27 protein-coding genes and 1 pseudogene are annotated in these 21,972 nt (G+C 68.7%); 11 read left to right on the top strand and 17 right to left on the bottom strand.

The annotated features are described in order from the left end of the window. Positions 1 to 46: 46 nt before the first annotated feature. Positions 47 to 841: an SAM hydrolase/SAM-dependent halogenase family protein gene (locus tag DMP23_RS35675; RefSeq protein ID WP_081684958.1), complete on the top strand. Its 795-nt coding sequence runs from the start codon at positions 47 to 49 to the stop codon at positions 839 to 841. Here DMP23_RS35675 and DMP23_RS35670 read toward each other — a convergent pair. Beyond that, positions 724 to 1,611 (bottom strand): MOSC domain-containing protein, encoded by an 888-nt coding sequence (locus tag DMP23_RS35670; RefSeq protein WP_238603837.1) that lies wholly within the window; start codon positions 1,609 to 1,611, stop codon positions 724 to 726. The two genes, DMP23_RS35675 and DMP23_RS35670, sit on opposite strands and share 118 nt — an antisense overlap. Before the next feature lie 80 nt (positions 1,612 to 1,691). On the opposite strand from DMP23_RS35670, the pseudogene DMP23_RS35665 reads away from it, so the two are divergent. Together DMP23_RS35665 and DMP23_RS35660 are read left to right on the top strand one after the other, a co-directional pair. Further along, positions 1,692 to 1,775, top strand: a pseudogene (locus DMP23_RS35665) (NUDIX domain-containing protein); the annotation flags it as partial. A 70-nt stretch (positions 1,776 to 1,845) separates the two neighbouring features. After that, positions 1,846 to 2,100: a hypothetical protein gene (locus DMP23_RS35660; RefSeq protein ID WP_337824519.1), complete on the top strand. Its 255-nt coding sequence runs from the start codon at positions 1,846 to 1,848 to the stop codon at positions 2,098 to 2,100. On the opposite strand, the gene DMP23_RS35655 is transcribed toward DMP23_RS35660, so the two are convergent. The 8 genes from DMP23_RS35655 to DMP23_RS35620 form a co-directional block, all read right to left on the bottom strand. Then, the gene (locus DMP23_RS35655) at positions 2,060 to 2,800 is read right to left on the bottom strand and encodes an amino acid ABC transporter ATP-binding protein (protein WP_037808724.1); all 741 of its coding nucleotides are present in this window, start codon (positions 2,798 to 2,800) and stop codon (positions 2,060 to 2,062) included. The genes DMP23_RS35660 and DMP23_RS35655 overlap by 41 nt on opposite strands. Beyond that, positions 2,797 to 3,537: an amino acid ABC transporter permease gene (locus DMP23_RS35650; RefSeq protein ID WP_037808725.1), complete on the bottom strand. Its 741-nt coding sequence runs from the start codon at positions 3,535 to 3,537 to the stop codon at positions 2,797 to 2,799. The genes DMP23_RS35655 and DMP23_RS35650 overlap by 4 nt, the downstream gene beginning before the upstream one ends. 4 nt (positions 3,538 to 3,541) lie before the next feature. Next, positions 3,542 to 4,303 (bottom strand): ABC transporter substrate-binding protein, encoded by a 762-nt coding sequence (locus DMP23_RS35645; protein ID WP_037808728.1) that lies wholly within the window; start codon positions 4,301 to 4,303, stop codon positions 3,542 to 3,544. Positions 4,304 to 4,323: 20 nt separating this feature from the next. Further along, on the bottom strand, positions 4,324 to 5,127 hold the full coding sequence (locus DMP23_RS35640) for a substrate-binding periplasmic protein (protein ID WP_337823667.1): 804 nt from the start codon (positions 5,125 to 5,127) through the stop codon (positions 4,324 to 4,326). Positions 5,128 to 5,272: 145 nt separating this feature from the next. After that, positions 5,273 to 6,700 (bottom strand): adenylosuccinate lyase, encoded by a 1,428-nt coding sequence (gene purB, locus DMP23_RS35635; RefSeq protein ID WP_043834707.1) that lies wholly within the window; start codon positions 6,698 to 6,700, stop codon positions 5,273 to 5,275. A 34-nt stretch (positions 6,701 to 6,734) separates the two neighbouring features. Beyond that, positions 6,735 to 6,920, bottom strand: a complete 186-nt coding sequence (locus DMP23_RS35630; RefSeq protein ID WP_443111309.1) for a hypothetical protein — start codon at positions 6,918 to 6,920, stop codon at positions 6,735 to 6,737. Between the two features lie 97 nt (positions 6,921 to 7,017). Then, positions 7,018 to 8,166 carry a galactonate dehydratase gene (gene dgoD / locus DMP23_RS35625; protein WP_337823666.1) on the bottom strand — a complete coding sequence of 383 codons (1,149 nt, stop codon included), beginning with the start codon at positions 8,164 to 8,166 and terminating at the stop codon, positions 7,018 to 7,020. An 8-nt stretch (positions 8,167 to 8,174) separates the two neighbouring features. Next, a complete protein-coding gene (locus DMP23_RS35620) occupies positions 8,175 to 8,855 on the bottom strand; it encodes an SDR family NAD(P)-dependent oxidoreductase (protein WP_337823665.1) in 681 nt (226 codons plus the stop codon). A gap of 80 nt (positions 8,856 to 8,935) precedes the next feature. Between DMP23_RS35620 and DMP23_RS35615 the strand changes: the two genes are divergently transcribed. The 3 genes from DMP23_RS35615 to DMP23_RS35605 are packed head-to-tail and all read left to right on the top strand — an operon-like array spanning position 8,936 to position 11,240. Continuing rightward, entirely contained in the window at positions 8,936 to 9,550 is a 615-nt protein-coding gene (locus DMP23_RS35615) for a bifunctional 4-hydroxy-2-oxoglutarate aldolase/2-dehydro-3-deoxy-phosphogluconate aldolase (protein ID WP_337823664.1), read from the top strand. Then, on the top strand, positions 9,547 to 10,533 hold the full coding sequence (locus DMP23_RS35610; protein WP_337823663.1) for a lactonase family protein: 987 nt from the start codon (positions 9,547 to 9,549) through the stop codon (positions 10,531 to 10,533). The genes DMP23_RS35615 and DMP23_RS35610 overlap by 4 nt, the downstream gene beginning before the upstream one ends. Beyond that, the gene (locus DMP23_RS35605) at positions 10,530 to 11,240 is read left to right on the top strand and encodes a FadR/GntR family transcriptional regulator (RefSeq protein ID WP_337823662.1); all 711 of its coding nucleotides are present in this window, start codon (positions 10,530 to 10,532) and stop codon (positions 11,238 to 11,240) included. The genes DMP23_RS35610 and DMP23_RS35605 overlap by 4 nt, the downstream gene beginning before the upstream one ends. On the opposite strand, the gene DMP23_RS35600 is transcribed toward DMP23_RS35605, so the two are convergent. Then, positions 11,216 to 12,148, bottom strand: a complete 933-nt coding sequence (locus DMP23_RS35600; RefSeq protein WP_337823661.1) for a GlxA family transcriptional regulator — start codon at positions 12,146 to 12,148, stop codon at positions 11,216 to 11,218. The genes DMP23_RS35605 and DMP23_RS35600 overlap by 25 nt on opposite strands. Before the next feature lie 72 nt (positions 12,149 to 12,220). Between DMP23_RS35600 and DMP23_RS35595 the strand changes: the two genes are divergently transcribed. Together DMP23_RS35595 and DMP23_RS35590 are read left to right on the top strand one after the other, a co-directional pair. Next, the gene (locus DMP23_RS35595; protein ID WP_337823660.1) at positions 12,221 to 12,877 is read left to right on the top strand and encodes an HD domain-containing protein; all 657 of its coding nucleotides are present in this window, start codon (positions 12,221 to 12,223) and stop codon (positions 12,875 to 12,877) included. Between the two features lie 14 nt (positions 12,878 to 12,891). After that, positions 12,892 to 13,305, top strand: a complete 414-nt coding sequence (locus tag DMP23_RS35590) for a RidA family protein (RefSeq protein WP_337823659.1) — start codon at positions 12,892 to 12,894, stop codon at positions 13,303 to 13,305. Positions 13,306 to 13,311: 6 nt separating this feature from the next. On the opposite strand, the gene DMP23_RS35585 is transcribed toward DMP23_RS35590, so the two are convergent. From DMP23_RS35585 to DMP23_RS35575, 3 genes are read right to left on the bottom strand one after another with little or no spacing between them, the layout of a single operon-like run. Next, positions 13,312 to 13,917, bottom strand: a complete 606-nt coding sequence (locus tag DMP23_RS35585; RefSeq protein ID WP_134670276.1) for a TetR/AcrR family transcriptional regulator — start codon at positions 13,915 to 13,917, stop codon at positions 13,312 to 13,314. A gap of 37 nt (positions 13,918 to 13,954) precedes the next feature. Beyond that, positions 13,955 to 14,644, bottom strand: coding sequence for a hypothetical protein (locus DMP23_RS35580; RefSeq protein WP_337823658.1), 690 nt, complete (start codon positions 14,642 to 14,644; stop codon positions 13,955 to 13,957). Then, positions 14,637 to 15,146 (bottom strand): SigE family RNA polymerase sigma factor, encoded by a 510-nt coding sequence (locus DMP23_RS35575; RefSeq protein ID WP_037808752.1) that lies wholly within the window; start codon positions 15,144 to 15,146, stop codon positions 14,637 to 14,639. Before DMP23_RS35575 ends, DMP23_RS35580 begins: the two co-directional genes overlap by 8 nt. Positions 15,147 to 15,287: 141 nt before the next feature. Here DMP23_RS35575 and DMP23_RS35570 point away from each other — a divergent pair, with 141 nt between their 5' ends. Next, the gene (locus DMP23_RS35570; protein ID WP_337823657.1) at positions 15,288 to 16,304 is read left to right on the top strand and encodes a threonine aldolase family protein; all 1,017 of its coding nucleotides are present in this window, start codon (positions 15,288 to 15,290) and stop codon (positions 16,302 to 16,304) included. 17 nt (positions 16,305 to 16,321) lie between these two features. Continuing rightward, complete coding sequence (locus DMP23_RS35565) at positions 16,322 to 16,903, top strand: HAD family hydrolase (protein WP_337823656.1); 582 nt, start codon at positions 16,322 to 16,324, stop codon at positions 16,901 to 16,903. A 69-nt stretch (positions 16,904 to 16,972) separates the two neighbouring features. On the opposite strand, the gene DMP23_RS35560 is transcribed toward DMP23_RS35565, so the two are convergent. The 4 genes from DMP23_RS35560 to DMP23_RS35545 form a co-directional block, all read right to left on the bottom strand. Further along, positions 16,973 to 17,158 (bottom strand): hypothetical protein, encoded by a 186-nt coding sequence (locus DMP23_RS35560; protein ID WP_043834731.1) that lies wholly within the window; start codon positions 17,156 to 17,158, stop codon positions 16,973 to 16,975. 123 nt (positions 17,159 to 17,281) lie between these two features. Beyond that, the gene (locus DMP23_RS35555; RefSeq protein ID WP_037808760.1) at positions 17,282 to 18,448 is read right to left on the bottom strand and encodes a pyridoxal phosphate-dependent aminotransferase; all 1,167 of its coding nucleotides are present in this window, start codon (positions 18,446 to 18,448) and stop codon (positions 17,282 to 17,284) included. A gap of 41 nt (positions 18,449 to 18,489) precedes the next feature. Beyond that, positions 18,490 to 19,638, bottom strand: coding sequence for a transglycosylase SLT domain-containing protein (locus DMP23_RS35550; RefSeq protein WP_337823655.1), 1,149 nt, complete (start codon positions 19,636 to 19,638; stop codon positions 18,490 to 18,492). Between the two features lie 22 nt (positions 19,639 to 19,660). Beyond that, on the bottom strand, positions 19,661 to 19,972 hold the full coding sequence (locus DMP23_RS35545; RefSeq protein ID WP_037808762.1) for a hypothetical protein: 312 nt from the start codon (positions 19,970 to 19,972) through the stop codon (positions 19,661 to 19,663). Between the two features lie 173 nt (positions 19,973 to 20,145). On the opposite strand from DMP23_RS35545, the gene DMP23_RS35540 reads away from it, so the two are divergent. Further along, complete coding sequence (locus tag DMP23_RS35540; protein WP_275292949.1) at positions 20,146 to 21,972, top strand: serine/threonine-protein kinase; 1,827 nt, start codon at positions 20,146 to 20,148, stop codon at positions 21,970 to 21,972.

Below are 21,972 nucleotides of genomic sequence, written 5' to 3'. Positions count from 1 at the left end.
GCTGCACCCTAACCCGAGCACCGCTACAGCGAGGATGATGCAGGTCATGGCCTACCGCTGGATTTCGTTCACCTCCGACTACGGGCTGCACGACGGCTTCGTGGCCGCCTGCCACGGGGTCATCGCGGGCATCGCGCCCGACGTACGCGTTCTCGACGTGACGCACCTCGTCCCGCCGCAGCAGGTGCGCTCAGGCGCGGCAGTGCTCGCGCAGACCGTGCCATCGCTGCCTAAGGCCGTACACCTCGCTGTCGTCGACCCAGGCGTCGGCACTGAGCGCCGCGGCATCGTGGTGGTCGCGACGCACGGCATCCTCGTCGGCCCGGACAACGGTCTGCTTCTACCCGCCGCAGAGGCGCTAGGCGGCGTGTACGCGGCGTACGTGATCGACGTGCGCACGCCGACGTCCGCGACCTTTCACGGCCGAGACATCTTCGCCCCTGTCGCGGCGAAGCTCGCTCTCGGTGCACACCCTGGCTCTTTCGGCCCCGCCATCCGCGACCTGGTGCGCCTGCCAGAGCCGCTGATCGCGGCGTTTCCGGGCAAGCTCGTGTCGGACGTGCTGACCGTCGACCACTTCGGCAACGTCCAGCTCGCCGCCGCCCCCGCCGACCTCGAACTAACCGGCTTGACCGGTGAGGTGACTGTGCACAGCGAGCACGTCGCGGTGTCCGCCACGATCGGCCGGACCTTCGCCGACGTGCCGCGCGGCGCGAACCTCGTCTACACCGACTCGGCGGGCAAGCTGGCCGTCGCGGTCAACGGCGGTTCGGCGGCTTCGGTGCTGCGGATCGGGCCGACCGAGGAATGCACCATCACCGCGTCGCCGACCGCCAGCTGACCGGGCCGGGTCACCGCCGCCTTCATGCCGAAGAGGACGCCGCCGTCCGGGTCGCGGTGGTACGCCGCCAGCGAGCGGATCGGCTCCGGGCCGGAGCGCTTGCCGGTTTCCTGATCGACCATCGGCACCGCGCAGCGCACGCACAGTTTCGCGTAGGCGAACTCGGCCCCGCCGGCTTCCATCCGGCGCACCGAATCCTCGGCGTGCGGTTCCGCCCAGCCGCGGATCACGAGGTTGGGCCGGAACCGGTCCATCGGCACCGGTTCGCCGCCGCGCTCGGCGATCCGTTCGTTCAGGTGGTCCAAAGAGGACTCGGAGATCACGAGGATCGCGTGCCCGTCGGCGAACCGCGCGGTGCCGGGGGTCTCACCGCTCGTGACGCGGTCATGCTCCGGAGTGACGCCGAGCAGCACGGACGGCTGACCCACCACGGTGGAGAACCACTCCGCGGCGTCGGCACCCTGGTGGACGCCCTCGCCGGTCCAGTTGAAGGTGGCCGCGGGGTGCCGTCGGCCGTCCTTCTGGACCTCGATGGTCAGGTCCTCGACGCCGGGCGCGGACAGGGCGAGGCGGGCACCGCCGTCCAGGAGGCGCGGCCGGATGGCGGCCATGACGGGGAAGCGGCGCTGGCTGCGGAAGTCGCCGTCAGCCGCGGTGACGATGAACTCGCGGTCGTGCGCGAGACCGGCCGGGGTCACGTCGGCGGACTGGACGGTCGTGCCGGCACAGCCTTTGACCGGGTAATACGTGAGCCGAGAGATCGTCCCCATGGGGTTCACGGTACCTGGTGGTCAGGCGGGGACTGGGGCGCGCACGATCCCGCACGGACCGCCGCTGCGCCGGTACGCGGATGTCGGCAGGCACCCTGCTCCGCGACGAAACCGGACGCGTCCTGCTCGTCGAGCCGTCCGATAAGGACAGCTGGGACATACCCGGCGGAGTGTGCGACGCTGGCGAGCCGCCGTGGCGCACCGCGCGTCGGGAACAAGCCGAGAAACGGCCGGATGCCGGAAGGGCTCGCGTTCATCTTCGACGGCGGGCGGATCTCCACCTCGGAAGCCGCCCGGCTGACCCTCACCGATCCGGAGATCCGGGCCGTCCATCTGTTGCCGATCGACCAGGCAGTGCAGCGAGTAGCACCGTCGCTGGCCCGGCGGCTCCAGGACTCCCGGGAAGCCACGCGGACTAGCGACAGCGTCTGCGAGGACGGCCGTCCCGTCACAACACCTGCGACAAGAACTGCTGCAACCGAGGACTAGCCGGTGCCTCGAACATCTGCTGCGGCGTCCCCTGCTCCACGATCCGCCCAGCGTCCATGAACGCGACCTCGTCGGCCACGCTGCGGGCGAAGCCCATCTCGTGCGTCACCACGATCAACGTGAGGCCCCGCGAAGCCAGCCCAGCCATCAGGTCCAGGACGCCCTTCACCAACTCCGGGTCCAGCGCACTCGTCGCCTCGTCGAAGAGCATCACTTCCGGTTCCATCGCCAGCGCACGGGCGATCGCCACGCGCTGTTGCTGGCCTCCGGACAACGCGGCCGGGCGGTACGGGGCTTTGTCCGCGAGCCCGACTTCCGCCAGTCGCGCTCGGGCGACTTCCACGGCGTCCTCTTTGGACAGACCGCGCACGCTGCGCAGGGGGAGCACGATGTTGTCCAGCACCGAACGATGTCCGAACAGGTTGAAGTGCTGGAACACCATCCCCACCCGCTGGCGCAGCGCATCGGGATCCGAGGAGATGACGCTTTCCCCGTCCAGCAGCAGGTCGCCGCTGTCCGGCTCCTGCAAGCGGTTCACACAGCGCAGCAGAGTCGATTTCCCAGAACCGGACGGGCCGATGACGCACGTGGTGCTGCCGCTCGGCACCTTCAGGTTCACCCCGCGCAGGACTTCCAGCGTCCCGAATCGGACGTGGATGTCCTTCAGTTCCACCGAGGACGAACGAATCGCTGTACTCATACCGTCCCGCCCGCGATCATTTCCTTGGTCTCCGTGGTCACCTTTCGACCGGTCTGCAGCCGCTTGTCGATGTAGTTCACCAGGTGCGTCAACGGAACCGTGATCACCAGGTAGACCACGCCCGCCGCGACCAAGGGCGACAGGTTGCCGGTGTTGGCCGCCAGGTCCTGGCCGATGCGGAACAGTTCCCGTTGCGAGGTAAGGAAACCGAGGAAGTAAACCAGGGTCGAGTCCTTCACCAGCGCGATGAACTGATTCACCAGCGCGGGCAGCACGCGCCGCACGCCCTGCGGGATCACCACCAGCAGCATCGCCTTGGTGTAGCTCATGCCGAGCGCGCGGCTCGCCTCCAGCTGTCCCTTGTCGACGCTCTGGATGCCCGCCCGGAAGATCTCGCCGATGTACGCGGCGGCGATCAGGCTCAGCGCGGCGATGCCCAGCGGGTACGGGTTGTTGCCCACCAGGCCGCGAGCGAGCAGGCCGACGCCCTGACCGATCACGAGGATCGTCAGGATCGCGGGCAGGCCACGGAAAATGTCCGTGTACACCCGCGCGGGCCAGCGCAGCCAGCGTTTGGTGGACAGGCCCATCACCGCGAGCACCATGCCGAGCAGGGTCCCGATAATAGCCGCCGCCACCGACAGGATCAGGGTGTTCAGCAGGCCGGTCTTGAGCAGGTCCGGGAAAACCTCCCAGATGTACTGCCAGTTGAGGAAAGTGTCGAAAAACTGATCCATCAGGCTACTTCGTCTTGAAATCCGCGGGAACCGGAATGCTCGGCTCGAACTGCTGGTGCACCTTCGCCCAGGTGCCGTCCGCGACGGCCTTCTTGATGCCGTCGTTCAGCTTGCCCAGCAGCTCGGTGTTGCCCTTCCGCACCGCGTATCCGTGCGGGATGCTGGTCGTGATCGCCTTCGTGACCTTCAGTTCGGGGTTCTTGCTCGCGTAATCCTCCGCGGACACCTGGTCGAACACCGCGCCGTCGATCGCCGCCGACTTCAGCGCGCTCAGCGCCGCCGCATCGTTCGGGAACCGGACCGCCTGCGCCTTCGGCGCGTTCGCGGCGAGCCAGGTGTCCGACACCGTGCCCTGCACCACGCCGATCCGCTTGCCGGTCAACGAATTCTCGTCGGAGATGCCCGCGGTCGCCTTCGCCTCGATGCCGAGCGACTGGTAGTTGTACGGATCGCTGAACGCCACCGTCTTCTTGCGCTCGTCGGTCTGCGCGATCGCCGAACTGCCGATGTCGAACCGGCCGTTCGCGACGCTGCCGAGCAGCGCCGAGAAATCGGTCGCTACGAATTCCAGCTTCAGGCCTTCTTTCGCGGCGATATCCTTCAGCAGCTCGTTGTCGAAGCCGGTGAATTGGCCGTTCTCCTGGTAGGCGTTGGGCCGGGAATCGCTCAGCGTGCCGACTCGCAGGGTCTCGCCCGCGTCGCCACCGCACGCGGTGAGACCGGCGACCAGTGCCGCCGCGAAGGCGGTGACGATCAGTTTCTTCATGCCACCAGTGTGCCCGGGCATCAGGAGTTCGCCACCGGGAGGCCGGGGCCGCCCTTCTCCAGCTCCTTCGCGACCGGCGCCTGCTTGAAGAACTGCGCGTGCAGCCGGGCCGCGGTGCCGTCGGCGATCGCCTTGGCGAGACCGTCGTTGATCTTCTTCAGCAGCTCAGTATTCGACTTGGCGACCGCGAAGGCGGACGGGGTGTCCTTGTCCGCGACGGTGTAGCCGAATTCGAGCGGAATCGCCGGGTTCTGGTCGATGTACTTCTGGCCGATGTCCTTCGGCACGACCCAGCCGTCGAGACCGCCGGTCTTCAGCTGCGCGAAACCGGCGTTGTAGTCCGGGAACCGGACGACCTGCGCACCGGCAAGCTTGCCCGCGAACTCGTCCTGCACCGAACCCTGCACGACGCCGACCCGCTTGCCGGCGAACGAGTTCGCGGCGGGCAGCGCGGCGCCCTTCTTGCTGACGACGGTGGTGTAGCTGGTGTCGTAGCCGTTGCTGAACGCCACCGTCTTCTTGCGCGCGGCGGTCGCGGAGATCGTCGAGCTGCCGATGTCGAGCTGGCCGCCGGCAACCTTGGCGAGCAGGCCGGAGAACTCGGTGCCGACGAACTCGACCTGGAAGCCCTCGCGCTTGGCGATGTCCCGCAGCAGTTCGTTGTCGTAGCCGGTGAACTGGCCGTTTTCGAGGTAGATGCTGGGCGGGGCGTCGGTGAGGGTGCCGACGCGCAGGGTTTCCCCGGAAGCGTCCGAGGATCCGCACGCCGTGAGGCCCGCGGTGGCGGCGACTACGACGGCGAGCGTGCTGAGGATCTTTCTCATGACTTCTTCCTGAATATCCGGCGTGCGCAGACAAGAAGCGCCAGGCCGCGGGGCGGCGGCCTGGCGCTTCCGGGTTCGGCACGAAGACTAAAAGCTTCGCCCGATCGAGTAATGCCGTCTCAGCACGTGGACGACGTGCGCGCACTCACAGAATCGGCTGCGGCGCGTACGCCGCGGCGTCCGGGAACCGCTTGAGCACGTCCTCGACGCGCGCCGCGACTTCTTCGACCTGACGCGGGGCCACGCCGGTGAACGAGATCCGGTCGGCGAGGAGTTCGTCCAGGTCAGCGCGGTCGAGCGGGAGGCGTTCGTCGGCCGCGAGCCGGTCGAGGAGGTCGTTCTCCGCGCCGCGTTCGCGCATCGCGAGAGCGACCCCGACGGCGTTCTCCTTGATGGCCTCGTGAGCCGTCTCACGCCCGACGCCCCGGCGCACCGACGCCATGAGCACCTTGGTGGTCGCGAGGAACGGGAGATAGCGATCAAGCTCACGCTCGACCACGGCCGGGAACGCGCCGAACTCGCCGAGCACGGTGAGGAAGGTTTCGAGCAGGCCGTCGAGCGCGAAGAACGCGTCCGGCAGCGCGACGCGGCGCACCACGGAATCCGAGACGTCGCCCTCGTTCCACTGGTCGCCTGCCAGTTCGCCGATCATCGACAGGTAGCCGCGCAGCACCACGGCGAGCCCGTTCACGCGCTCGCACGAGCGGGTGTTCATCTTGTGCGGCATGGCCGACGACCCGACCTGGCCCGGCTTGAAGCCCTCGGTGACCAGCTCGTGCCCGGCCATCAGCCGGATCGTCTTGGCGAGGCTGGACGGCGCGGCGGCGAGCTGGACCACAGTGGACAGCACGTCGAAATCGAGCGAACGCGGGTACACCTGGCCGACGCTGACGAACCGGTTGCCGAAGCCGAGGTGCTCGGCGATCCGGGATTCCAGCTGGTCCAAAGTGGACTCGTCGCCGAGCAGGTCGAGCATGTCCTGCGCGGTGCCGACCGGACCCTTGATGCCGCGCAGCGGATAGCGCTCGATCAGGTTGTCCAGCCGGGAGAACGCGACGAGCAGCTCGTCGGCGGCGGTCGCGAAGCGCTTGCCGAGGGTGGTCGCCTGCGCGGCGACGTTGTGCGAGCGGCCGGCCATCACCAGGTCGGAGTGCTCGACAGCCAGCGCGGCCAGCCGGGACAGCACCGCGGCGACGCGGCCGCGGACCAGTTCCAGCGACCGCAGCTGCTGCAGCTGCTCGACGTTCTCGGTGAGGTCGCGCGAGGTCATGCCCTTGTGCACGTGCTCGTGCCCGGCGAGGGCGTTGAACTCCTCGATCCGGGCCTTCACGTCGTGCCGGGTGACGCGTTCGCGCGCGGCGATCGAGTCGAGGTCGACCTGCTCGACCACGCGCTCGTAGTCGTCGAGGACGCCGTCGGGCACCTCGACGCCCAGTTCGGCCTGGGCCCGCAGCACGGCGAGCCACAGCCGCCGCTCGAGCACGACCTTGCGTTCGGGCGACCAGAGCGCCACCAGCTCAGGCGAGGCGTAGCGGGCGGCGAGCACGTTCGGAATGCGGGGCTTGTCCGTCACGCGGCCACGATACCTGCGCAGGTCAGCGGGGCGGTCACCACTCCGTGAAGCTGCCGTCGGGCAGCCGCCACACCGGCGACCGCCAGGCGTGTCCGGTCTCGTCGGCGCGGCGGACGGCGGCCTCGTCCACCTCGATGCCGAGGCCGGGCGCGGTCGGGCGTGCGGCGTAGCCGTCGACGCGGGTCTTGCACCGGCATCGCCAACCCGGCCTGCTCGTCACCGCTCGCGTATCGCGGAGGTCTCAGCCACCACGCCGACCGGCCGGTGTCGGCGACTTCCTGAACGCGCACGCGATCGGAAGCGACACCGCCGACACCTCACCACTCCGTGAAGCTGCCGTCGGGCAGCCGCCACACCGGCGACCGCCAGGCGTGTCCGGTCTCGTCGGCGCGGCGCACCGCGGCCTCGTCCACCTCGATGCCGAGCCCGGGCGCGGTCGGGCGTGCGGCGTAGCCGTCGACGAAGCGGAACAACGCGTCGTCGGCGAGATAAGCGACCGGCTCGCGGCCGTCGTGGTAGTGCATGCCGAGGCTTTGCTCCTGGATGAGGAAGTTCGGCGTCGCGAACGCGACCTGCATCGCGGCGGCCAGCGAGATCGGGCCGAGCGGGCAGTGCGGGGCCAGGTTCGCGCCGTACACCTCGGCCAGCGCGGCGATCCGGCGCAGTTCCGAGATGCCGCCCGCGTGCGACGGGTCCGGCTGCACGACGGCGACGCCCGCGTCCAGCATCGGTTTGAACTCCCAGCGCGAGAACAACCGTTCCCCGAGCGCGATCGGCACCGTCGAGGCCTCGACCACCGACGCCACCACGTCGGCGGGCAGTTCCGGCAGCACCGGCTCCTCGACGAACATCGGCTGTACTTCTTCGAGCATCTTCACCAGCCGCCGCGCCATCGCGGGCGAGACGCGGCCGTGGAAGTCGATCGCCAGGTCCCGGTCGGGTCCGAGCGCTTCCCTGGCCTCCCTCGCGCGGGCCAGCGCCGCCTGAGCCTCGGCGGGCGTGGCGATCGGCCCGAGCGGACCGGCGACGTTCATCTTCACCGCGGTAAAACCCCGCTCGACCTGCGCGGACACCGCGTCGAAAATCCCCGCCGGACGGTCGCCGCCGACCCACGAATACACCCGCACGCGGTCGCGCACCGGACCGCCGAGCAGCTCGTGCACCGGCGCGTTCCGGGCCTTGCCCGCGATGTCCCACAGCGCCTGGTCGAACCCGGCGAGCGCGCTGGAGAGCACCGGGCCGCCGCGGTAGAAGCCGCCTCGGCGCAGCACCTGCCAGTGGTCCTCGATGCGCAGCGGATCCTTCCCGACGAGCAGCTCGGCCAGCTCGTGCACGGCCGCGCGCACGGTCCCGGCGCGGCCTTCCACGACCGGTTCGCCCCAGCCGGCGATGCCCTCGTCGGTGCTGATCTTGAGGAACAACCAGCGCGGCGCGACGAGGAACGTTTCGATCCCGGTGATCTGCACCTTGTCTCCTAAGCAGAGTCTTTCGCGGCCGACCAGCCGCCGTCGACGGTCAGGTCCGCCCCCGTCACGAACGAAGCCGCGGGCGAGAGCAGGAACGCGATCACCGCGGCGACTTCGGCCGGGTCGCCCAGCCGTCCGGCCGGTGTCGCGCGGGCGCTGCGTTCGCGGTCTTCCGCGCTGATCCGGTCCCAGGCCTCGGTCTCGACCGGACCGGGAAGCACCGAATTCACCCGGACCTCCGGCGCGTACTCCACGGCCAATTGCCGCGCCAGAGACACCAATGCGCCTTTGCTGGCCGCGTACGCCGGATGTCCGGGAAGCCCGAATCGGGCGTGTACCGAGGAAACCAGCACCACCGAGCCGCGCCGAGAGCGCAGCGAGGGCAGGCAAGTCCGGACGGCCAGGTACGACGCGGTGAGGTTCACGTCGAGCTGCCGTTGCCATTGCGCGCGGTCGGTTTCGTGCAGCGGGCCCAAAGTCGGCAGGTACGCGTTGCTGACCACGGCGTCGACTTCGCCCGCCAGATCAAGAACTCGTTGCCACGTCTCGTCATCCGTCACGTCGCCTCGCACGCCGCCGGACACGGGAGCGAGGTCGACGCCGATCACCCGGTAACCGTCGGCTTCGAGTTGACGGGCGGTCGCGGCTCCGATTCCGGACGCCGCGCCGGTCACCACGGCAGTGCGCATGGTTCGCAAGCATGCCGGGGCGCTCGAGCCACAGTCAAGAATAATTAGTAATTTATAATTTTCCTGCTAGGCTGGCCGCCATGGGATACCGGTGGGAGATCACGCGCGAAGCGGTGCGTCAGGGCGTCGTCGGAATCGTGCGGACGGCGGACGCCGCCTCGGCCGTCGCCGCCGCGCGGGCAGTGCTCGACGCCGGGTTGAAGTCGGTCGAAGTCCCGCTCACCAACGCGGGCGCGCTCGTCGCGATCGAGGAGCTGAGCACCGCCTATCCGGACGCCACGATCGGGGCAGGCACGGTGCTCGACGAGTCGTCCGCGACGGCCGCGATCCGGGCAGGGGCCCGGTTTCTCGTCTCCCCGTCGCTGCACACCGAGGTCTTGCGTACCGCTCATCGGTACGGCGTCGCGGCGCTGCCCGGCACCGGTTCGGTCACCGAAATCGTGCGCGCGATGGAGGAAGGTGCTGATGCCGTAAAGGTTTTCCCCGCGTCCGCACTCGGCCCGCAGTGGATCAAGGACGTGCGCGCCGCGCTTCCGCAAGCCCCGCTCGTGCCGACGGGTGGAATCGCTCCCGAGGACGTGCCACGCTGGCTCGACGCGGGCGCCGTCGCCTGCGGGATCGGGTCGGCGCTGACCCGTGGATCCGCTGAGGACATCCGGGCCCGAGTGGCCGCGTTGGTGAGGGAGGGCTCGTGAGCGACGTCGTACTCGTCGGCTGCCGTACCGCCGAAACCGGCGGGAACGGCACGGGAATCGCGGTGTTCCGGCGCTCCGGCGACGAACTGACCGCGGATTCGACGTTGCCGATGGTGTCGCCGACCTGGCTGACCCAGCATCCCGCGCTGCCGATGGTGTACGCGACCAACGAGACGAGCTACGGCGAGATCACCTCCGTTTCGGTCTCCGACGGCCTGGTCGCGCTCGACGTGGTCGAATCCGGCGGGGCCAGCCCGTGCCACCTCGCGGTGACGCCGGACGGCCGGTTTCTGTTGTGCGCCAACTACGGCGGCGGCAGCCTCGCGGTGTTCGCCCTGCGCGAGGACGGCCGGATCGACGGACGCACGGACCTGGTGCAGCACACCGGAAGCGGACCGCGCGCCGACCGGCAGGAAGGTCCGCACGTCCACATGGCCGTGTCGTCGGCGGACAGTTCGGTGGTGAGCGCCGTCGATCTGGGCACCGACGAAATCCGCAGCTACACGTTGTCTCCTGAAGGAAAACTGACTCCGCTGGCCGTCTCGTCGCTCCCTCCGGGCACGGGCCCGCGACAGCTCGTGCGCGGCGAGGACGGAATCGCTTACGTGGCCGGGGAATTGTCCGGCGAGCTGATCACGATGCGCGAGACCTCACCGGGAGCGTTCGAGTTCGTCGCGGCGACCCCGGCGACGGCGGCTGGCGGCGAATCCCTGGTGGCGCACCTGGAAGTGCTCGACTCCGGGATTTACCTGTCGAATCGCGGACCGGAATGCATCACGTCGTTCGGCGCGACCCCGCTGCGCGCGACGGCCGATCAGCCGTGCGGCTCGTACCCGTGGAACTTCGCGGTAGCGGACGGAACCTGCTACACCGCCGCCTTCAAGGACGATGTCGTTTCCGTTTTCCCGTTGAAGGAATTGGGAAACGCGTCAGTCCGGAATTATCCGACCGGCTCCCCGACGTGCGTACTCCCACTCCGGTGACCGACCAACGCCCTCGCGGCCTGCACGGACAGACCGTGGAAACGCTCGCCGCGCGCATTCTGTCCGGCGAATGGCCCGAGGGCATGGTGCTGGACCTTCCCGCGCTGCGCGAGGAGCTCGACATCAGCCTCACCGCATTGCGGGAAGCGCTGAAGGTGTTGGCAGCAAAGGGAATGATCGGCGCGCGGCAGAAGCACGGCACTTACGTGCAACCGCGCGAGAGCTGGCAGCTGCTCGACGCCGACGTCATGCGCTGGCAAACCACCGCACGCGGAAACGTTGGTCTGCTGGACGAATTGGCCGAAGTCCGCGCCGTGGTCGAGCCCGCGGCGGCGCGGATGGCTGCCGAACGTGCGACCGCCGAAGACCTTGCCGCGCTTGAATCCGCGCTCGACGCGATGGTCGACGCGCCGGATCCGGAAGCGAGCGTCGAGGCGGATCTCGCGTTCCACCGCGGCCTGTTGACCGCTGCGCACAACAACTTCCTGCTCCAGATCGAACGCGTCATCGCGATCGGCTTGGCGGAGCGGGACAAACTCGTCCACAGCGCCGGTCCCACCGACGATCCGGTACCGAGTCACCGCCGGGTGCTCGACGCCATCGCCGCGCACGACCCGGTCGGCGCGGAGACCGCGATGCTGGAGCTGCTGGTGAAATCCGCCGCCGACGCGAAGCGGTCGGGTCAGGAAGTGAACGCCCGACGATAGGCCGTCGGCGTGGTCCCGAGGGTCCGCCGGAAGTGCAGCCGCAGGTTGGCCGGAGTGCCGAGACCGCAGTCCCGCGCGACCCGGTCCACCGAATAGTCCGTGGTTTCCAGCAGTTCCCGCGCTTTGCCGAGCCGGGCGTTGAGCAGCCACTGCAACGGCGTGGTCCCGGTTTCCTCGGCGAACCGGCGCAGGAAGGTCCGCTGCGACATCTCCGCGTGCCGGGCCAGCAGGCGGATGCTGAGCGATTCGTCCAGTCGCTGCAACGCCCATTCGCGCGTGGCCGATAGCGAAGCATCGCCAGCGTCCGCGAGCGGCGCGGGCACGTACTGGGCCTGCCCGCCTTCGCGATGCGGAGCGGCGACGAGACCGCGCGCGATCCGATTGGCGACCGCGGCGCCCAAATCGCGCCGGACGATGTGCAGGCACAGATCGATGCCGCAACAGACGCCCGCTGAGGTGAGCACGTCGCCCTCGTCGACGTAAAGCACATCCCGGTCGACCTGGACCGAGGGGTATGCCCGCTCGAATTCGTCGATATATTCCCAATGCGTCGTGGCGTGCAGGCCGTCCAGCACGCCCGCGGCGGCCAGCGCGAACGCACCGGTGCAGATGGACACCACCCGCCGTCCCCGATCGCGCGCCTCGGCCAGCAGCTCGACCGCCGCTTCCGGTGTCTCGCCGATCGGGTCGTACCCCGGCACGATCACCGTGTCCGCCGCGCGCAGCTCCTCGATCCCGCCTTCCGCGGCCAGCTCGAACCCGGCGCTGGTCGCGACCGTCGGACCGAGCGCGCACAGCGACATCTCGTAGTGCGTTTGCGGCCGGACCTGGAACACCTGCGCCGGAATCGCCAGGTCCAGCGGAAGGACCCCGTCGAGCGCCAGCACCGCGACCCGATGCACCGTCATGGCAAGATTCTATCGAAGTACGGCAAACTTGCCACTCACCAGGTCAGAGCGGTGCGGGCCAGGCTTGAAGGCATGACCGAACTCCTTTCGGACCCGGTGGTCGCGCTGCCCGCGACTCCGCTGGCGGACGCCGTCCTCGAGGTCGTCCGCCCGGTGGAATCGCAGTCGGTGTTCAACCACAGCGTCCGCTCCTACCTGTTCGCGCGGTTGGTCGCCGACCGACTGGCCGTGTCCGGCTATGCCGACGACCTGCTGTTCGCCGCATGCGTGATGCACGACATCGGCGTCGCTCCGGACGGTCCGCACGTGGAACGCTTCGAGGTCGAAGGCGCCGACCGAGCTGCTGGTTTCCTGGCAAAGCAAGGAATTTCCACCGCGGACGCCGACGAGGTCTGGCAAGCCATCGCCTTGCACACCACCGCGGGCATCGCGGAACGCCGCGGCCCGCTGTGCGTGCTCGTCCGCGCCGGGGTCTCCGTCGACTTCGGCGGCCCGGTCGGCGCCGCGTACCTCTCGGCCGTCACCGACGAGGAGGGCGTGGCGATCCACGCCGCTTACCCGCGGCTCGAGATGGTCCGCTCGCTCACCGACGCGATCGTCGCGCAGGCCGCGAAGAATCCGAAGAACGCGCCAGTCCCGTCCGTCCCCGCTGATTTCTTGCGGGAACGCGAGGCCGATGGCGAAACCCGGCTGGAACGCGCCTCGCGCACGTCGCGCTGGGGAATCTGAGAAAGGGATCCACCATGTACGCCGTCAAAATCCCCGAGGACTCCGAGGTTTTCGGCCCGTCCGGGGCATCAGCCTTCAGCCGCTTCGGCTACTCAGCCGCCGTCCGCGCGGGCAACCACCTCTTCATCGCGGGGACGATCGGCCGCCGCCCGGACGGAGAGATCGCGGAAACCGTCGAGGAACAGACCGAGATCGCGCTCCGCCGGATCGAGGAAATCCTTCGCCTGGAAGGACTCGGCCTCTCCGCGCTGGTCGACATCACGAGCTACCACGTCGACATCCACCAGCACCTGCCCGGTTTCCTGGAAGCCAAGAAGCGCCTCGTGACCGCCGAGCCCTACCCGGCGTGGTCGATGATCGGCGTCAGCGGGCTCGCCAGCCCGGGACTGCTGATCGAAATCCGCGCCACGGCGGCCTATCCGGATTAACTGTCCTCAGTGGACGGTCTCGGCGAGCGCGGTCCGCAGCATCCGCCCGGCCGCGGCACGCGGAGCCGGGTCGACCGCGATCAGCGCGTTGACCACGGCTCCGTCGACCAGCGCGACCAGCCGGTCCAGTTCGTCCTTGGCCACCGGCGTCCCGGAACGGGCCAGGATCTCCGTCAGCAGTTCGTTGAGCTGCTGGGACAGCGTCCGCATCAACGGGCGCAAATACGGCCGCCGCCCGGTCGCGACCAGGCGTTCGTAACGCAGCAGGACCGCCTCGGCGTCGGCTTCCGGATCGCCGCTCTGCGGGCCGAGCAGCATGTCCAGCACGAGTTCCACGGTCGCCTGCACGCCCCGGTTCCGGGTCGTCAGGTCCTCGAGCTGCCGTCGCCCGTTCGCCAGCTCGGTCTGCCCGTGGTGCTCCACCGCGGCGGTGACGAGCTCTTCCAGCGAGTCGAAGTAGTACGTCGTGGACGCCAGCGGCAGGCCCGCCCGCTCGGCGACCGCGCGGTGCCGGACCGCGTCGAAACCACCCTCGACCAGCAGCTCAGCGGCGGCTTCGACGAGCGCGGCCCGTCGTCGCTCGCCCTTGGGAGTGGTGGCTGCTGCCGTCATGTCCGGTTATTCTGCCAGCCGCTCCGGTGGCCGCCGATCAGAACCGGGCGGCCAGCGAAGCGGCGAAGCGCGCGAGGTCGGTTGCGTACGGTGCCGGATGTCCGGAAGTCCCCGGCACGCTGACCAGCACGAGAGTTCCGCCGCTGCCGGTTTGCTGACGCACGGTGACGGCTCCGGCCGGTTGCGTGGGCACGTTCACCGCAGTGCCGCGAGCGAACACCGCCGCGCCGATCATCCCGTCCGGAAGCGGGAACCCGGCACCGCGCGACGACGTCGTACAAACGCTGCCTGGGGAAGCCTGCGCGGCATTCAAGTGGCCTGGGAGCTCGCCAGCGAGGGCAGTGGCGAGCTCCCAGTCCACCCGTCCGCACCCGGAGGTGCCTTCGACCCGAGGGCCGGTCCTCCCGGTTTCGCCGGCTCCCTGCCGAGACGGCTGACCCGGGAAGTCATCCCCATTGCTGAAAGGACGCGCCGCCGACCCACCGGGTTGCACCGGCGCGGCTACGGAATTCGCGCTGGAATCGGACTTCTCGCTCGAAACTCCCACAATTCCCCAGGTGCCGAACCCGGCGGCCACGACCACGGCCGCCGCGCCGACGGTGATCCGGTTGCGGCGGCGCAGCGTCTCGCGCTTCGAACGGCGCACCACGTCGTCCACCGAGAACGTCGGAGGCGGCACCTCGCCGGGACCGGCGGAGAACAACGTCTCGGCTTCCCGCTCATCCATTGGTCTCCACCTCCCGTTCCAGCACCTGGCGCAGATTCGCCAGCCCGCGCGCCGTCTGGCTCTTCACGTTGCCTTCGCTGCAGCCCAGCGCCGTGGCCGCGGCCCCGACGTCCAGTCCGTCGAAGAACCGCAGCACCAGCACCGCCCGTTGCTTCGGCGGCACTTCCTTCAGCGCCGCGAGCAGGTCCTCGCGAGTCGCGACGCGTTCGGCCAGCCCGGGACTGTCGTCGACAGGTTCGGGCAGCACCTCGGTCTGCCGCTCCCGCCGCCACGGACGGCGGGATTCGTCGATGACCGCGCGCACGAGCGTCTTGCGCACGTACGCGTCGGTCGCCGCGCGGTCTCTGATCTTCTTCCACCTCCGGTGCAACGCGACGAACGCCGTCTGCGCGAGGTCGTCGGCCTTGTGCCAATCGCCGCACATCAAATAGGCAGTCCGGCGCACGGCGTCCCTCCTCGCGGCGAAGTACTCCGCGAACTCCTGTTCGTCGCGCTGGTCCACGCGCTTTGCAGCTCCGCTCTGGCCATGTCCGGTGAAGGGACGGATCCGGGGGCGTCCACGGTTGCACGTCCGGCCGGAAACGTTCCACCCCCCGCCGCATTGATGCCGCGCCCACCTGTGTGATGTGATCGGACTGTGACCATGACTGGGCAGCTGATCGACTTCCGTTCCGACACCGTCACCCGCCCGGACGCGATCATGCGCGCGGCCATGGCCGAGGCCGAGGTCGATGACAACGTCATCGGCACCGACCCGACCATCGCCGAACTCGAACGCCGGGCCGCGCAGACGCTCGGGATGCCCGCGGCGCTGTGGACGCCGAGCGGGACGATGGCGAACCTCATCGCGCTGAGCGTCCACCTGCGGCGCGGCGACCGGTTCCTCGCCACCCGCGGCGCGCACGTGCTCACCAACGAACTCGGCTCGGCCGCGTGGCTGGCCGGCGGCATGCCGGACATCCTCGAACACGACGCGGGCCCCGGCCGGTGCCTGCCGGAAACGCTGGAAGCGGCCATCGGCAATCCCGGCCCGTACTTCACGCTCCGCACCACCCTGTTGTGCCTGGAGAACACACACAACGCGGCCGGCGGCGCGGTCACTCCGCCCGACGAGCACGCGCAACTGCTGTCGGTCGCGAAGCAGGCCGGGCTCACCGTGCACCTCGACGGCGCGCGGATCTGGCACGCGGCGGTCGCGTTGCAGGTGCCGCCCGCCGCGCTGACGGTCGGCGTGGACTCGGTGTCGGCGTGCTTCAGCAAGGGCCTCGGCGCGCCGGTCGGCTCGGTCGTCGCGGGCAGCGTCGAGTTCGTCGAGCAGGCCCGCCGGATGCGGCAGATGCTCGGCGGCGGCGTGCGCCAGGGCGGGGTGCTCGCCGCGGCGTGCCTGGTCGCGCTGGACCGCGTCGACGAGCTGGCCGAGACGCACGAGTTCGCGAAACGGCTGGCCAACGGCCTCTCCGAACACGGCTGGGACGTGCCGGCTCCGGACACCAATATCGTTCTCGCCGAGGTTCCGGACGTGCCGACCGCGCTGAACTGGCTCGGTTCGCTCGGCATCCAGGCCCTGCCCATGGCGGGCAAGGTCCGGTTCGTGACGCACCGCGACCTGTCGTCCGCCGACATCGCCGAAGCACTGCGCCGGATCAAAGCCGGCGCCTGAAACCCTGGGGGACTCGGGTGACCAACTGGATCGTGTTCGACTACGGCGAGGTGCTCAGCCACCGCACCGCCGCGATACCGAAGCTGGCCGCCGCGATGGGCGTCTCGCTCGAGACGTTCGAGCCGGTGTACTGGAGCGTGCGCGACCCGTACGACCGCGGTTGCCCCGACCTGGAGTACTGGACGTCGATCGGCGACCAGCTGGGCGCGAAGGTGGACGACGCGCTGTCGGCCGAGCTGACCGCGCTCGACGTCGCGGGCTGGGGACAGCTCGCGCCGGGGTCGCTCGACCTGCTGCAGTCGCTGTCCGACGCCGGCGCCTCGCTCGCGCTGCTCTCGAACGCGCCGTCGGCGTTCGGCGTCTGGGTGCGCGAGCAGGAGTGGTCGAAGCTGTTCAAGCACACACTGTTCTCCGGCGACGTGAAGGTCGCCAAGCCGGACGCCGAGATTTTCCGGCTGCTGCTGGACAAACTGGGTGCCCAACCGGACGAGTGCCTGTTCTTCGACGACCGCCAGGTCAACATCGACGGCGCCCGCGCGGTCGGAATCCGCGCACACCTGTGGGACGGCGCCGAGGCCGCCCGAGCCGCACTGGCCTGAACGGCGAGCGGCTCCCGCACCTTCCCGGCGCGGGAGCCGTCTCGTCTGCTCAGTATGGTTCGGCGCCGGTCAGCGGCTGATGCGCTTCGACTGCTTCTTCCCGGTGATCGCCCCGTAAGCCGCGGTGCCCAGGAACAGCACCCCGCCGATGATGCCGATCCACAGCACGGCCTTGAACAGGAAGCCGATCACGGACCCGATCACCATGAAGGCGATCCAGGCCACGACGAGCGCTCCGACGATCTTCCAGAACATGGCTCCTCCGATGCCGTTTCCGCGCCACGTCGGCCCGGTGCCCTCCAGCGTGCCATCCGTGCGACGGAAACTCTCTACGCTGGCCCAACGTTCAGGGACATCTCCGGGTTCCCCTGACCGGATTCACCCCAGCCAGCCGCCGAGCCGGCGCAGCCCCTCGGTCACGTCCTCGGTCGCGCCCGCGAAGGAAAACCGCACGTAGCGGCCGCCGTCGACCGGGTCGAAGTCGATTCCCGGGGTGATCGCGAGGCCGGTGTCGGCGAGCAGGCGCTGGCACCAGCTCAGGCTGTCGGTGGTGTGGTCGGAGACGTCGGCGTAGGCGTAGAACGCGCCGTCAGCCGGAGCGAGCTTGTCGAGACCGATCTCGCGGAGCCCGGCGAACAGCAGGTCGCGGTTGCGCCGGTAGTGCTCGACGTGCGCGTCCGCCTCGGCGTACGACTCCGGCGTGAACGCCGCGACGGCCGCGTACTGCGAAACCGCGGGCGGGCAGATGGTGAAGTTGCCGGTGAGGACGTCGACCGCGCGGTGCAGGCGCTGCGGCACCAGCATCCAGCCGAGCCGCCAGCCGGTCATCGCGAAGTACTTCGAGAACGACCCGAGCACCAGCGCTTCCCGGCCGTACTGCCAGGCGCAATCGAGCTGCTTGCCGTACGAGATGCCGTGGTAGATCTCGTCGCTGATCAACTGCACGCCGTGCGAGGCGCACCAGCCGGAGATCGCGGCCAGCTCGCCCGGCGGCAGCACGGTCCCGGTGGGGTTGCTGGGACTCGCGACGATGAGCCCGTCGATCGGCCCGAGCCGGTCGAGCTGCTCGACGGTCGGCTGGAAATTCGTCTCGGCCGTGGTCGCGAACTCGACGACCTCGCAGCCGAGGACGTTCAGCAGATTCCGGTACGCCGGGTAGCCAGGACGGGCCATCGCGACCCGCGCGCCGGGGTCGAACGCGCTGAGGAACGACAGCAGGAACCCGCCGGACGAACCGGTGGTCATGACGACGTCGGAGGCGGACACGTCGATGTCGTAGGTGCGCCGGTAATGCCCGGCGACGGCCTCGCGCAGCTCAGGAATGCCGAGCTGCTCGGTATAGCCGAGGGTGTGCTTGCCCAGCGCTTCCTGCGCCGCCCGCAGCACCGCGGCCGGAGCGGGCACGGACGGCTGCCCGGCGGCCAGCGAGATCAGGTCGCCGTGGCTGCGCTGCCGGGCCTGCGCCGCGGACAGCACGTCCATCACGTGAAAAGGAGGCACGCCTGCCCGCAACGCGGGCCCGCCGAAAGCACCGATGTCGACCATGCGGCCAGGCTAACCGGCGGAACCGCGTGCGGGGTGTGCCGTCAGTAACCGCGGTACGCGCCGCCGTGCGCCATCGCCGCGATGCCCGGGACGTTGGACATCGAGCCGTACCGGTCAAGCGAGTACCGCACGCCGGCGATGATGTTGTCGACCGGGTTGTAGATGTTGTCGTGCCCGGGCAGCTTGTGCGCGTTGAACGTCGAGTCGATGCACTGCATCAGCCCCTTGGACGGATGCCCGGCCGCGGCGTTCGAGTCCCAGTTGTTGATCGCGTTCGGATTGCCGCCGGACTCGTGCTGAATGATCGCCCAGATGTTCTTGATGTCCGCGTCGGTCACGTTCACGCCCGCGGCCTGCAGTGCCTTGATCGCTTCCTGGATCCACTGCTGAACGTTGCCAGGCGGAGGCGAGGAGGGCGGACCGCCGCTCGGGCCGAGACCGCCGCCGCCACCGCTGGCACCACCGCCACCGCCGCCGTGGTGACCGCCTCCGCCGCCACCTCCGCCGCCGTGCCCGGTGTGCAGACCGCCGGTGCTCTGCGGGACGGTGCCGTCCGAGTTGGGGAGCGGGACCTTGGAGTAGCCGCCCTCGATCTGGGTTTTCATCAGGTCTTGGGACTTCTTGACCATGTCGTCGGCCTGCTTCAGCAGCGGGTCGATGGTCTGCTCGGCCGCGGTCGCGTCCTTCTGGTTCGCCTCGTTCGCGTCGGAGATGATCTTCGCCGACGTCGGGCTGGGCGGCGGGCCCTTCTTGTCCGACTTGTCGTTGGCGTACGCCGCCTCGGCAGCCTGCGCCTTCTGCGCTTTGTCCGACTCTTCCTTGATGCGTTTGTCGATGTTCGACTTGGCGGTGTTGAAGGCCTCGGTGACCTTGGTCTTGATCCCGCCGAGGTCGCTCGACAGCTGGGTGAGGTCCTTGCCGACCTCGTCAAGATGCCCCTGCACCTTGTCGCCCGCTTTGGTGATCTGCGTGACGTAGTCGAGGAAGGCGTCCGCGGCCGGACCCTCCCACACGCCGCCTGCCAACGACTTCGTCGTATTCGTCAATTCTTGGCCGTGATCGCCCGCACGCTTCGCGGCGTCGCTGAACTGCTGCCCGGCTTTGCTGATCGCGTCCGGGTTGATCTTGTCGACCTTCTGTGCTTTTTCGACCACGCCGTTCCAGTTCGGCGGGTAGTCGATCAGCGCCATGCTCTTGCCCCCTCGTGCCTGCTCAGCGGTCTTCGTGGACGGTCAGGTCGGTCTTGTGGACCTGATCGGTCTCCTGGATCAGCCCCGCGGCCTTCTTGATGATGAAGCTGGTCGCCTCCATCAGCTTCCCGGCCGCGTCGAACTCGCTGTGCACGCCCTGTTTGAACGTGCCGACCGCGCCGTGCACGTCCTTGGAGCCGCCCATCGTGCCGAACGGGCTTTCCGGCTCGTCGTCAACGCCGGTGAGGTGCTTCTTGGACTTTTCGAACTCGTCCTTCAGCTTCTCCACGTTCCTGGCGGCAATGGCCATGGAATCCGGGTCGTAGACAGGCACCGTTCGTCATCCCCTTCGCGACACTCGCTTCCCGACCAGTTCGGACGCTCCGCTCACCAGGTCGGTTCCCCTGTTTACTCTAAGACTTCGGACGCGTGCCGTGTGCAGTTCTCCCGGACTTCCACCCGCGTCTCGACCACGAGGGGCCCCAACCGGGGAATGGAGGGTATTCAGTGCAGCCGTTGCCACCCGGCGAACCCCGACAATTCGGGCGCTACCGTCTGATCGCTTCGCTGGGCGAAGGGGGAATGGGCCGGGTGCTGCTCGGGGTGTCCAGGGAAGGGCGGCTCGTCGCGGTCAAGCAGGTGCATCCGGCATTCGCACACGATCCGGGATTCCGCTCCCGGTTCAAGCGCGAGGTGGAAACCTCACGGATGGTGTCCGGCGCGTATACCGCTGCCGTGATGGACGCCGATCCCGTTGCTCCGCTGCCATGGCTCGCCTCGGTCTTCGTCGCGGGCCCCTCCCTCAAGGAAGCGGTGGACGCCGCTGGCCCGCTCCCGCTGAGCGCGGTGCACTACCTCGCGACCGGTCTCGCGTCGGCGCTCGCCGAGATCCACCGGGTCGGCCTGATCCACCGGGACCTCAAGCCCAGCAACGTCCTCCTCGCCGCGGATGGTCCGCGGGTCATCGACTTCGGCATCGCCAGGGCCGCCGAAGGCGACACCGACATCACCCACACGGGGTCAATCATCGGCTCGCCCGGGTTCATGTCGCCGGAGCAGGCGAACGGTCTTCCTCTGACGCCTGCCAGCGACGTGTTCTCATTCGGCGCCCTGGTGACGATGGCCGCAACTGGGCGGGCACCGTTCGCCGGAGCGTCCACGCCGCAAACTCTGTACAACGTGGTCCACAGCGCTCCCGACCTCACCAACCTGCACCCGGACCTGCGGCGGCTCGTCGAACCGTGCCTAGCCAAGGACCCGAAGGCGCGGCCGAACACGGCACAGATCCTGGACTTCCTCGGCTCGGTCCAGCTCACCGCGACGCCTTGGCCGCCCGCGGTGCACACGATGATCGAGCAGCAGCAGGCCGAGGTGAGGACTGCGCTCGCGTTGCCGGTACCAAAGGAGCCGCGGAAGCGTCCTAAGTGGCTGATCCCGACTGTCGCGGCAGCGACGGCGATAGTGATCGCGGCAGCGACAACAGTGGTTCTTGTAAATCGCAACGACAATCCCGTCGCAGCCGCGGTTAGCGCACCGCCGCCTGATCCACTCAGCCCCGCCGCACTGCGCCGGGTCGATCCGTGCAAGCTGCTCAGCCCCGACTCGCTGCCGAAGAGCGGGCCGTTGGAGCCAGGCCAAGCTGACATTATCTTCGACGGCTGCACCTACCGCTTCAAGAAAGATTCGAGCCAAAGGGTCGTCCTTCTGCTGAGCACCACGCTAAAAGGCGCCAAAGGACAGCCGACGAAGGTAGGTTCGATGGACGCGATCCAGGAGCAGAGGCCTGACGGATGCGATCTGACTGTCGCCAATCCCGCCACACCCGGATTCGGCATCGCGGTATCCGTTCCTGGAACTAGGCAGAACACGTGCAGCATCGCACTCGAAAGCATGACGAAAACGCTGGCAAGCCTGCGCGGCAATCCGGTGCCATACCCGAACATCGAGAAGACCCTCCGCCAGGCCGACCTGTGCAGTCCAGAGTTGAAGAAACCGCTGCAAGATGCTGCGGAAGGCGCGCTTACCAGCGAATCAGCAGGGCTGCACGAGTGTAGCTGGAATGGCAAAAAAGATTACTCGGCAACTACCTCACAACTGTCAGATCCGAAATTCCCCGAAGGACAGAAGACTAAAATCGGGGACGCATATATTATTACGGAAACACATGCGGACATGTGCTCCTTGCGGTGGCTGTTTCCCCAGTATGAACCGAACTGGCAGGGCGTGCTCTCCGTGACCTCGACCCCGGATATCGCAGCGAACGGCGGGAAGACCTGCGATTCAACCCGTCGAGTTCTCGACGTATTCGTCAACGCAATCAAGCCCCGCGGCTGA

This window comes from Amycolatopsis sp. A1MSW2902 (assembly GCF_017312175.1).
Taxonomy (GTDB): Bacteria; Actinomycetota; Actinomycetes; order Mycobacteriales; family Pseudonocardiaceae; genus Amycolatopsis; species Amycolatopsis nivea.
This window is presented reverse-complemented; position numbering and strand designations above follow the sequence as displayed.

What these genes read in the sequence shown, in the direction of transcription:
- DMP23_RS35585 (WP_134670276.1), bottom strand. Translation starts at nt 13,917, where the DNA reads ATGACGGCAGCAGCCACCACTCCCAAGGGCGAGCGACGACGGGCCGCG.
- DMP23_RS35640 (WP_337823667.1), bottom strand. Translation starts at nt 5,127, where the DNA reads ATGAGAAAGATCCTCAGCACGCTCGCCGTCGTAGTCGCCGCCACCGCG.
- DMP23_RS35590 (WP_337823659.1), top strand. Translation starts at nt 12,892, where the DNA reads ATGTACGCCGTCAAAATCCCCGAGGACTCCGAGGTTTTCGGCCCGTCC.
- DMP23_RS35620 (WP_337823665.1), bottom strand. Translation starts at nt 8,855, where the DNA reads ATGCGCACTGCCGTGGTGACCGGCGCGGCGTCCGGAATCGGAGCCGCG.
- DMP23_RS35655 (WP_037808724.1), bottom strand. Translation starts at nt 2,800, where the DNA reads ATGAGTACAGCGATTCGTTCGTCCTCGGTGGAACTGAAGGACATCCAC.
- DMP23_RS35550 (WP_337823655.1), bottom strand. Translation starts at nt 19,638, where the DNA reads ATGGCGCTGATCGACTACCCGCCGAACTGGAACGGCGTGGTCGAAAAA.
- DMP23_RS35580 (WP_337823658.1), bottom strand. Translation starts at nt 14,644, where the DNA reads ATGGATGAGCGGGAAGCCGAGACGTTGTTCTCCGCCGGTCCCGGCGAG.
- DMP23_RS35555 (WP_037808760.1), bottom strand. Translation starts at nt 18,448, where the DNA reads ATGGTCGACATCGGTGCTTTCGGCGGGCCCGCGTTGCGGGCAGGCGTG.
- DMP23_RS35645 (WP_037808728.1), bottom strand. Translation starts at nt 4,303, where the DNA reads ATGAAGAAACTGATCGTCACCGCCTTCGCGGCGGCACTGGTCGCCGGT.
- DMP23_RS35600 (WP_337823661.1), bottom strand. Translation starts at nt 12,148, where the DNA reads ATGACGGTGCATCGGGTCGCGGTGCTGGCGCTCGACGGGGTCCTTCCG.
- DMP23_RS35560 (WP_043834731.1), bottom strand. Translation starts at nt 17,158, where the DNA reads ATGTTCTGGAAGATCGTCGGAGCGCTCGTCGTGGCCTGGATCGCCTTC.
- DMP23_RS35670 (WP_238603837.1), bottom strand. Translation starts at nt 1,611, where the DNA reads ATGGGGACGATCTCTCGGCTCACGTATTACCCGGTCAAAGGCTGTGCC.
- DMP23_RS35595 (WP_337823660.1), top strand. Translation starts at nt 12,221, where the DNA reads ATGACCGAACTCCTTTCGGACCCGGTGGTCGCGCTGCCCGCGACTCCG.
- DMP23_RS35650 (WP_037808725.1), bottom strand. Translation starts at nt 3,537, where the DNA reads ATGGATCAGTTTTTCGACACTTTCCTCAACTGGCAGTACATCTGGGAG.
- DMP23_RS35615 (WP_337823664.1), top strand. Translation starts at nt 8,936, where the DNA reads ATGGGATACCGGTGGGAGATCACGCGCGAAGCGGTGCGTCAGGGCGTC.
- DMP23_RS35660 (WP_337824519.1), top strand. Translation starts at nt 1,846, where the DNA reads ATGCCGGAAGGGCTCGCGTTCATCTTCGACGGCGGGCGGATCTCCACC.
- DMP23_RS35675 (WP_081684958.1), top strand. Translation starts at nt 47, where the DNA reads ATGGCCTACCGCTGGATTTCGTTCACCTCCGACTACGGGCTGCACGAC.
- DMP23_RS35570 (WP_337823657.1), top strand. Translation starts at nt 15,288, where the DNA reads ATGACTGGGCAGCTGATCGACTTCCGTTCCGACACCGTCACCCGCCCG.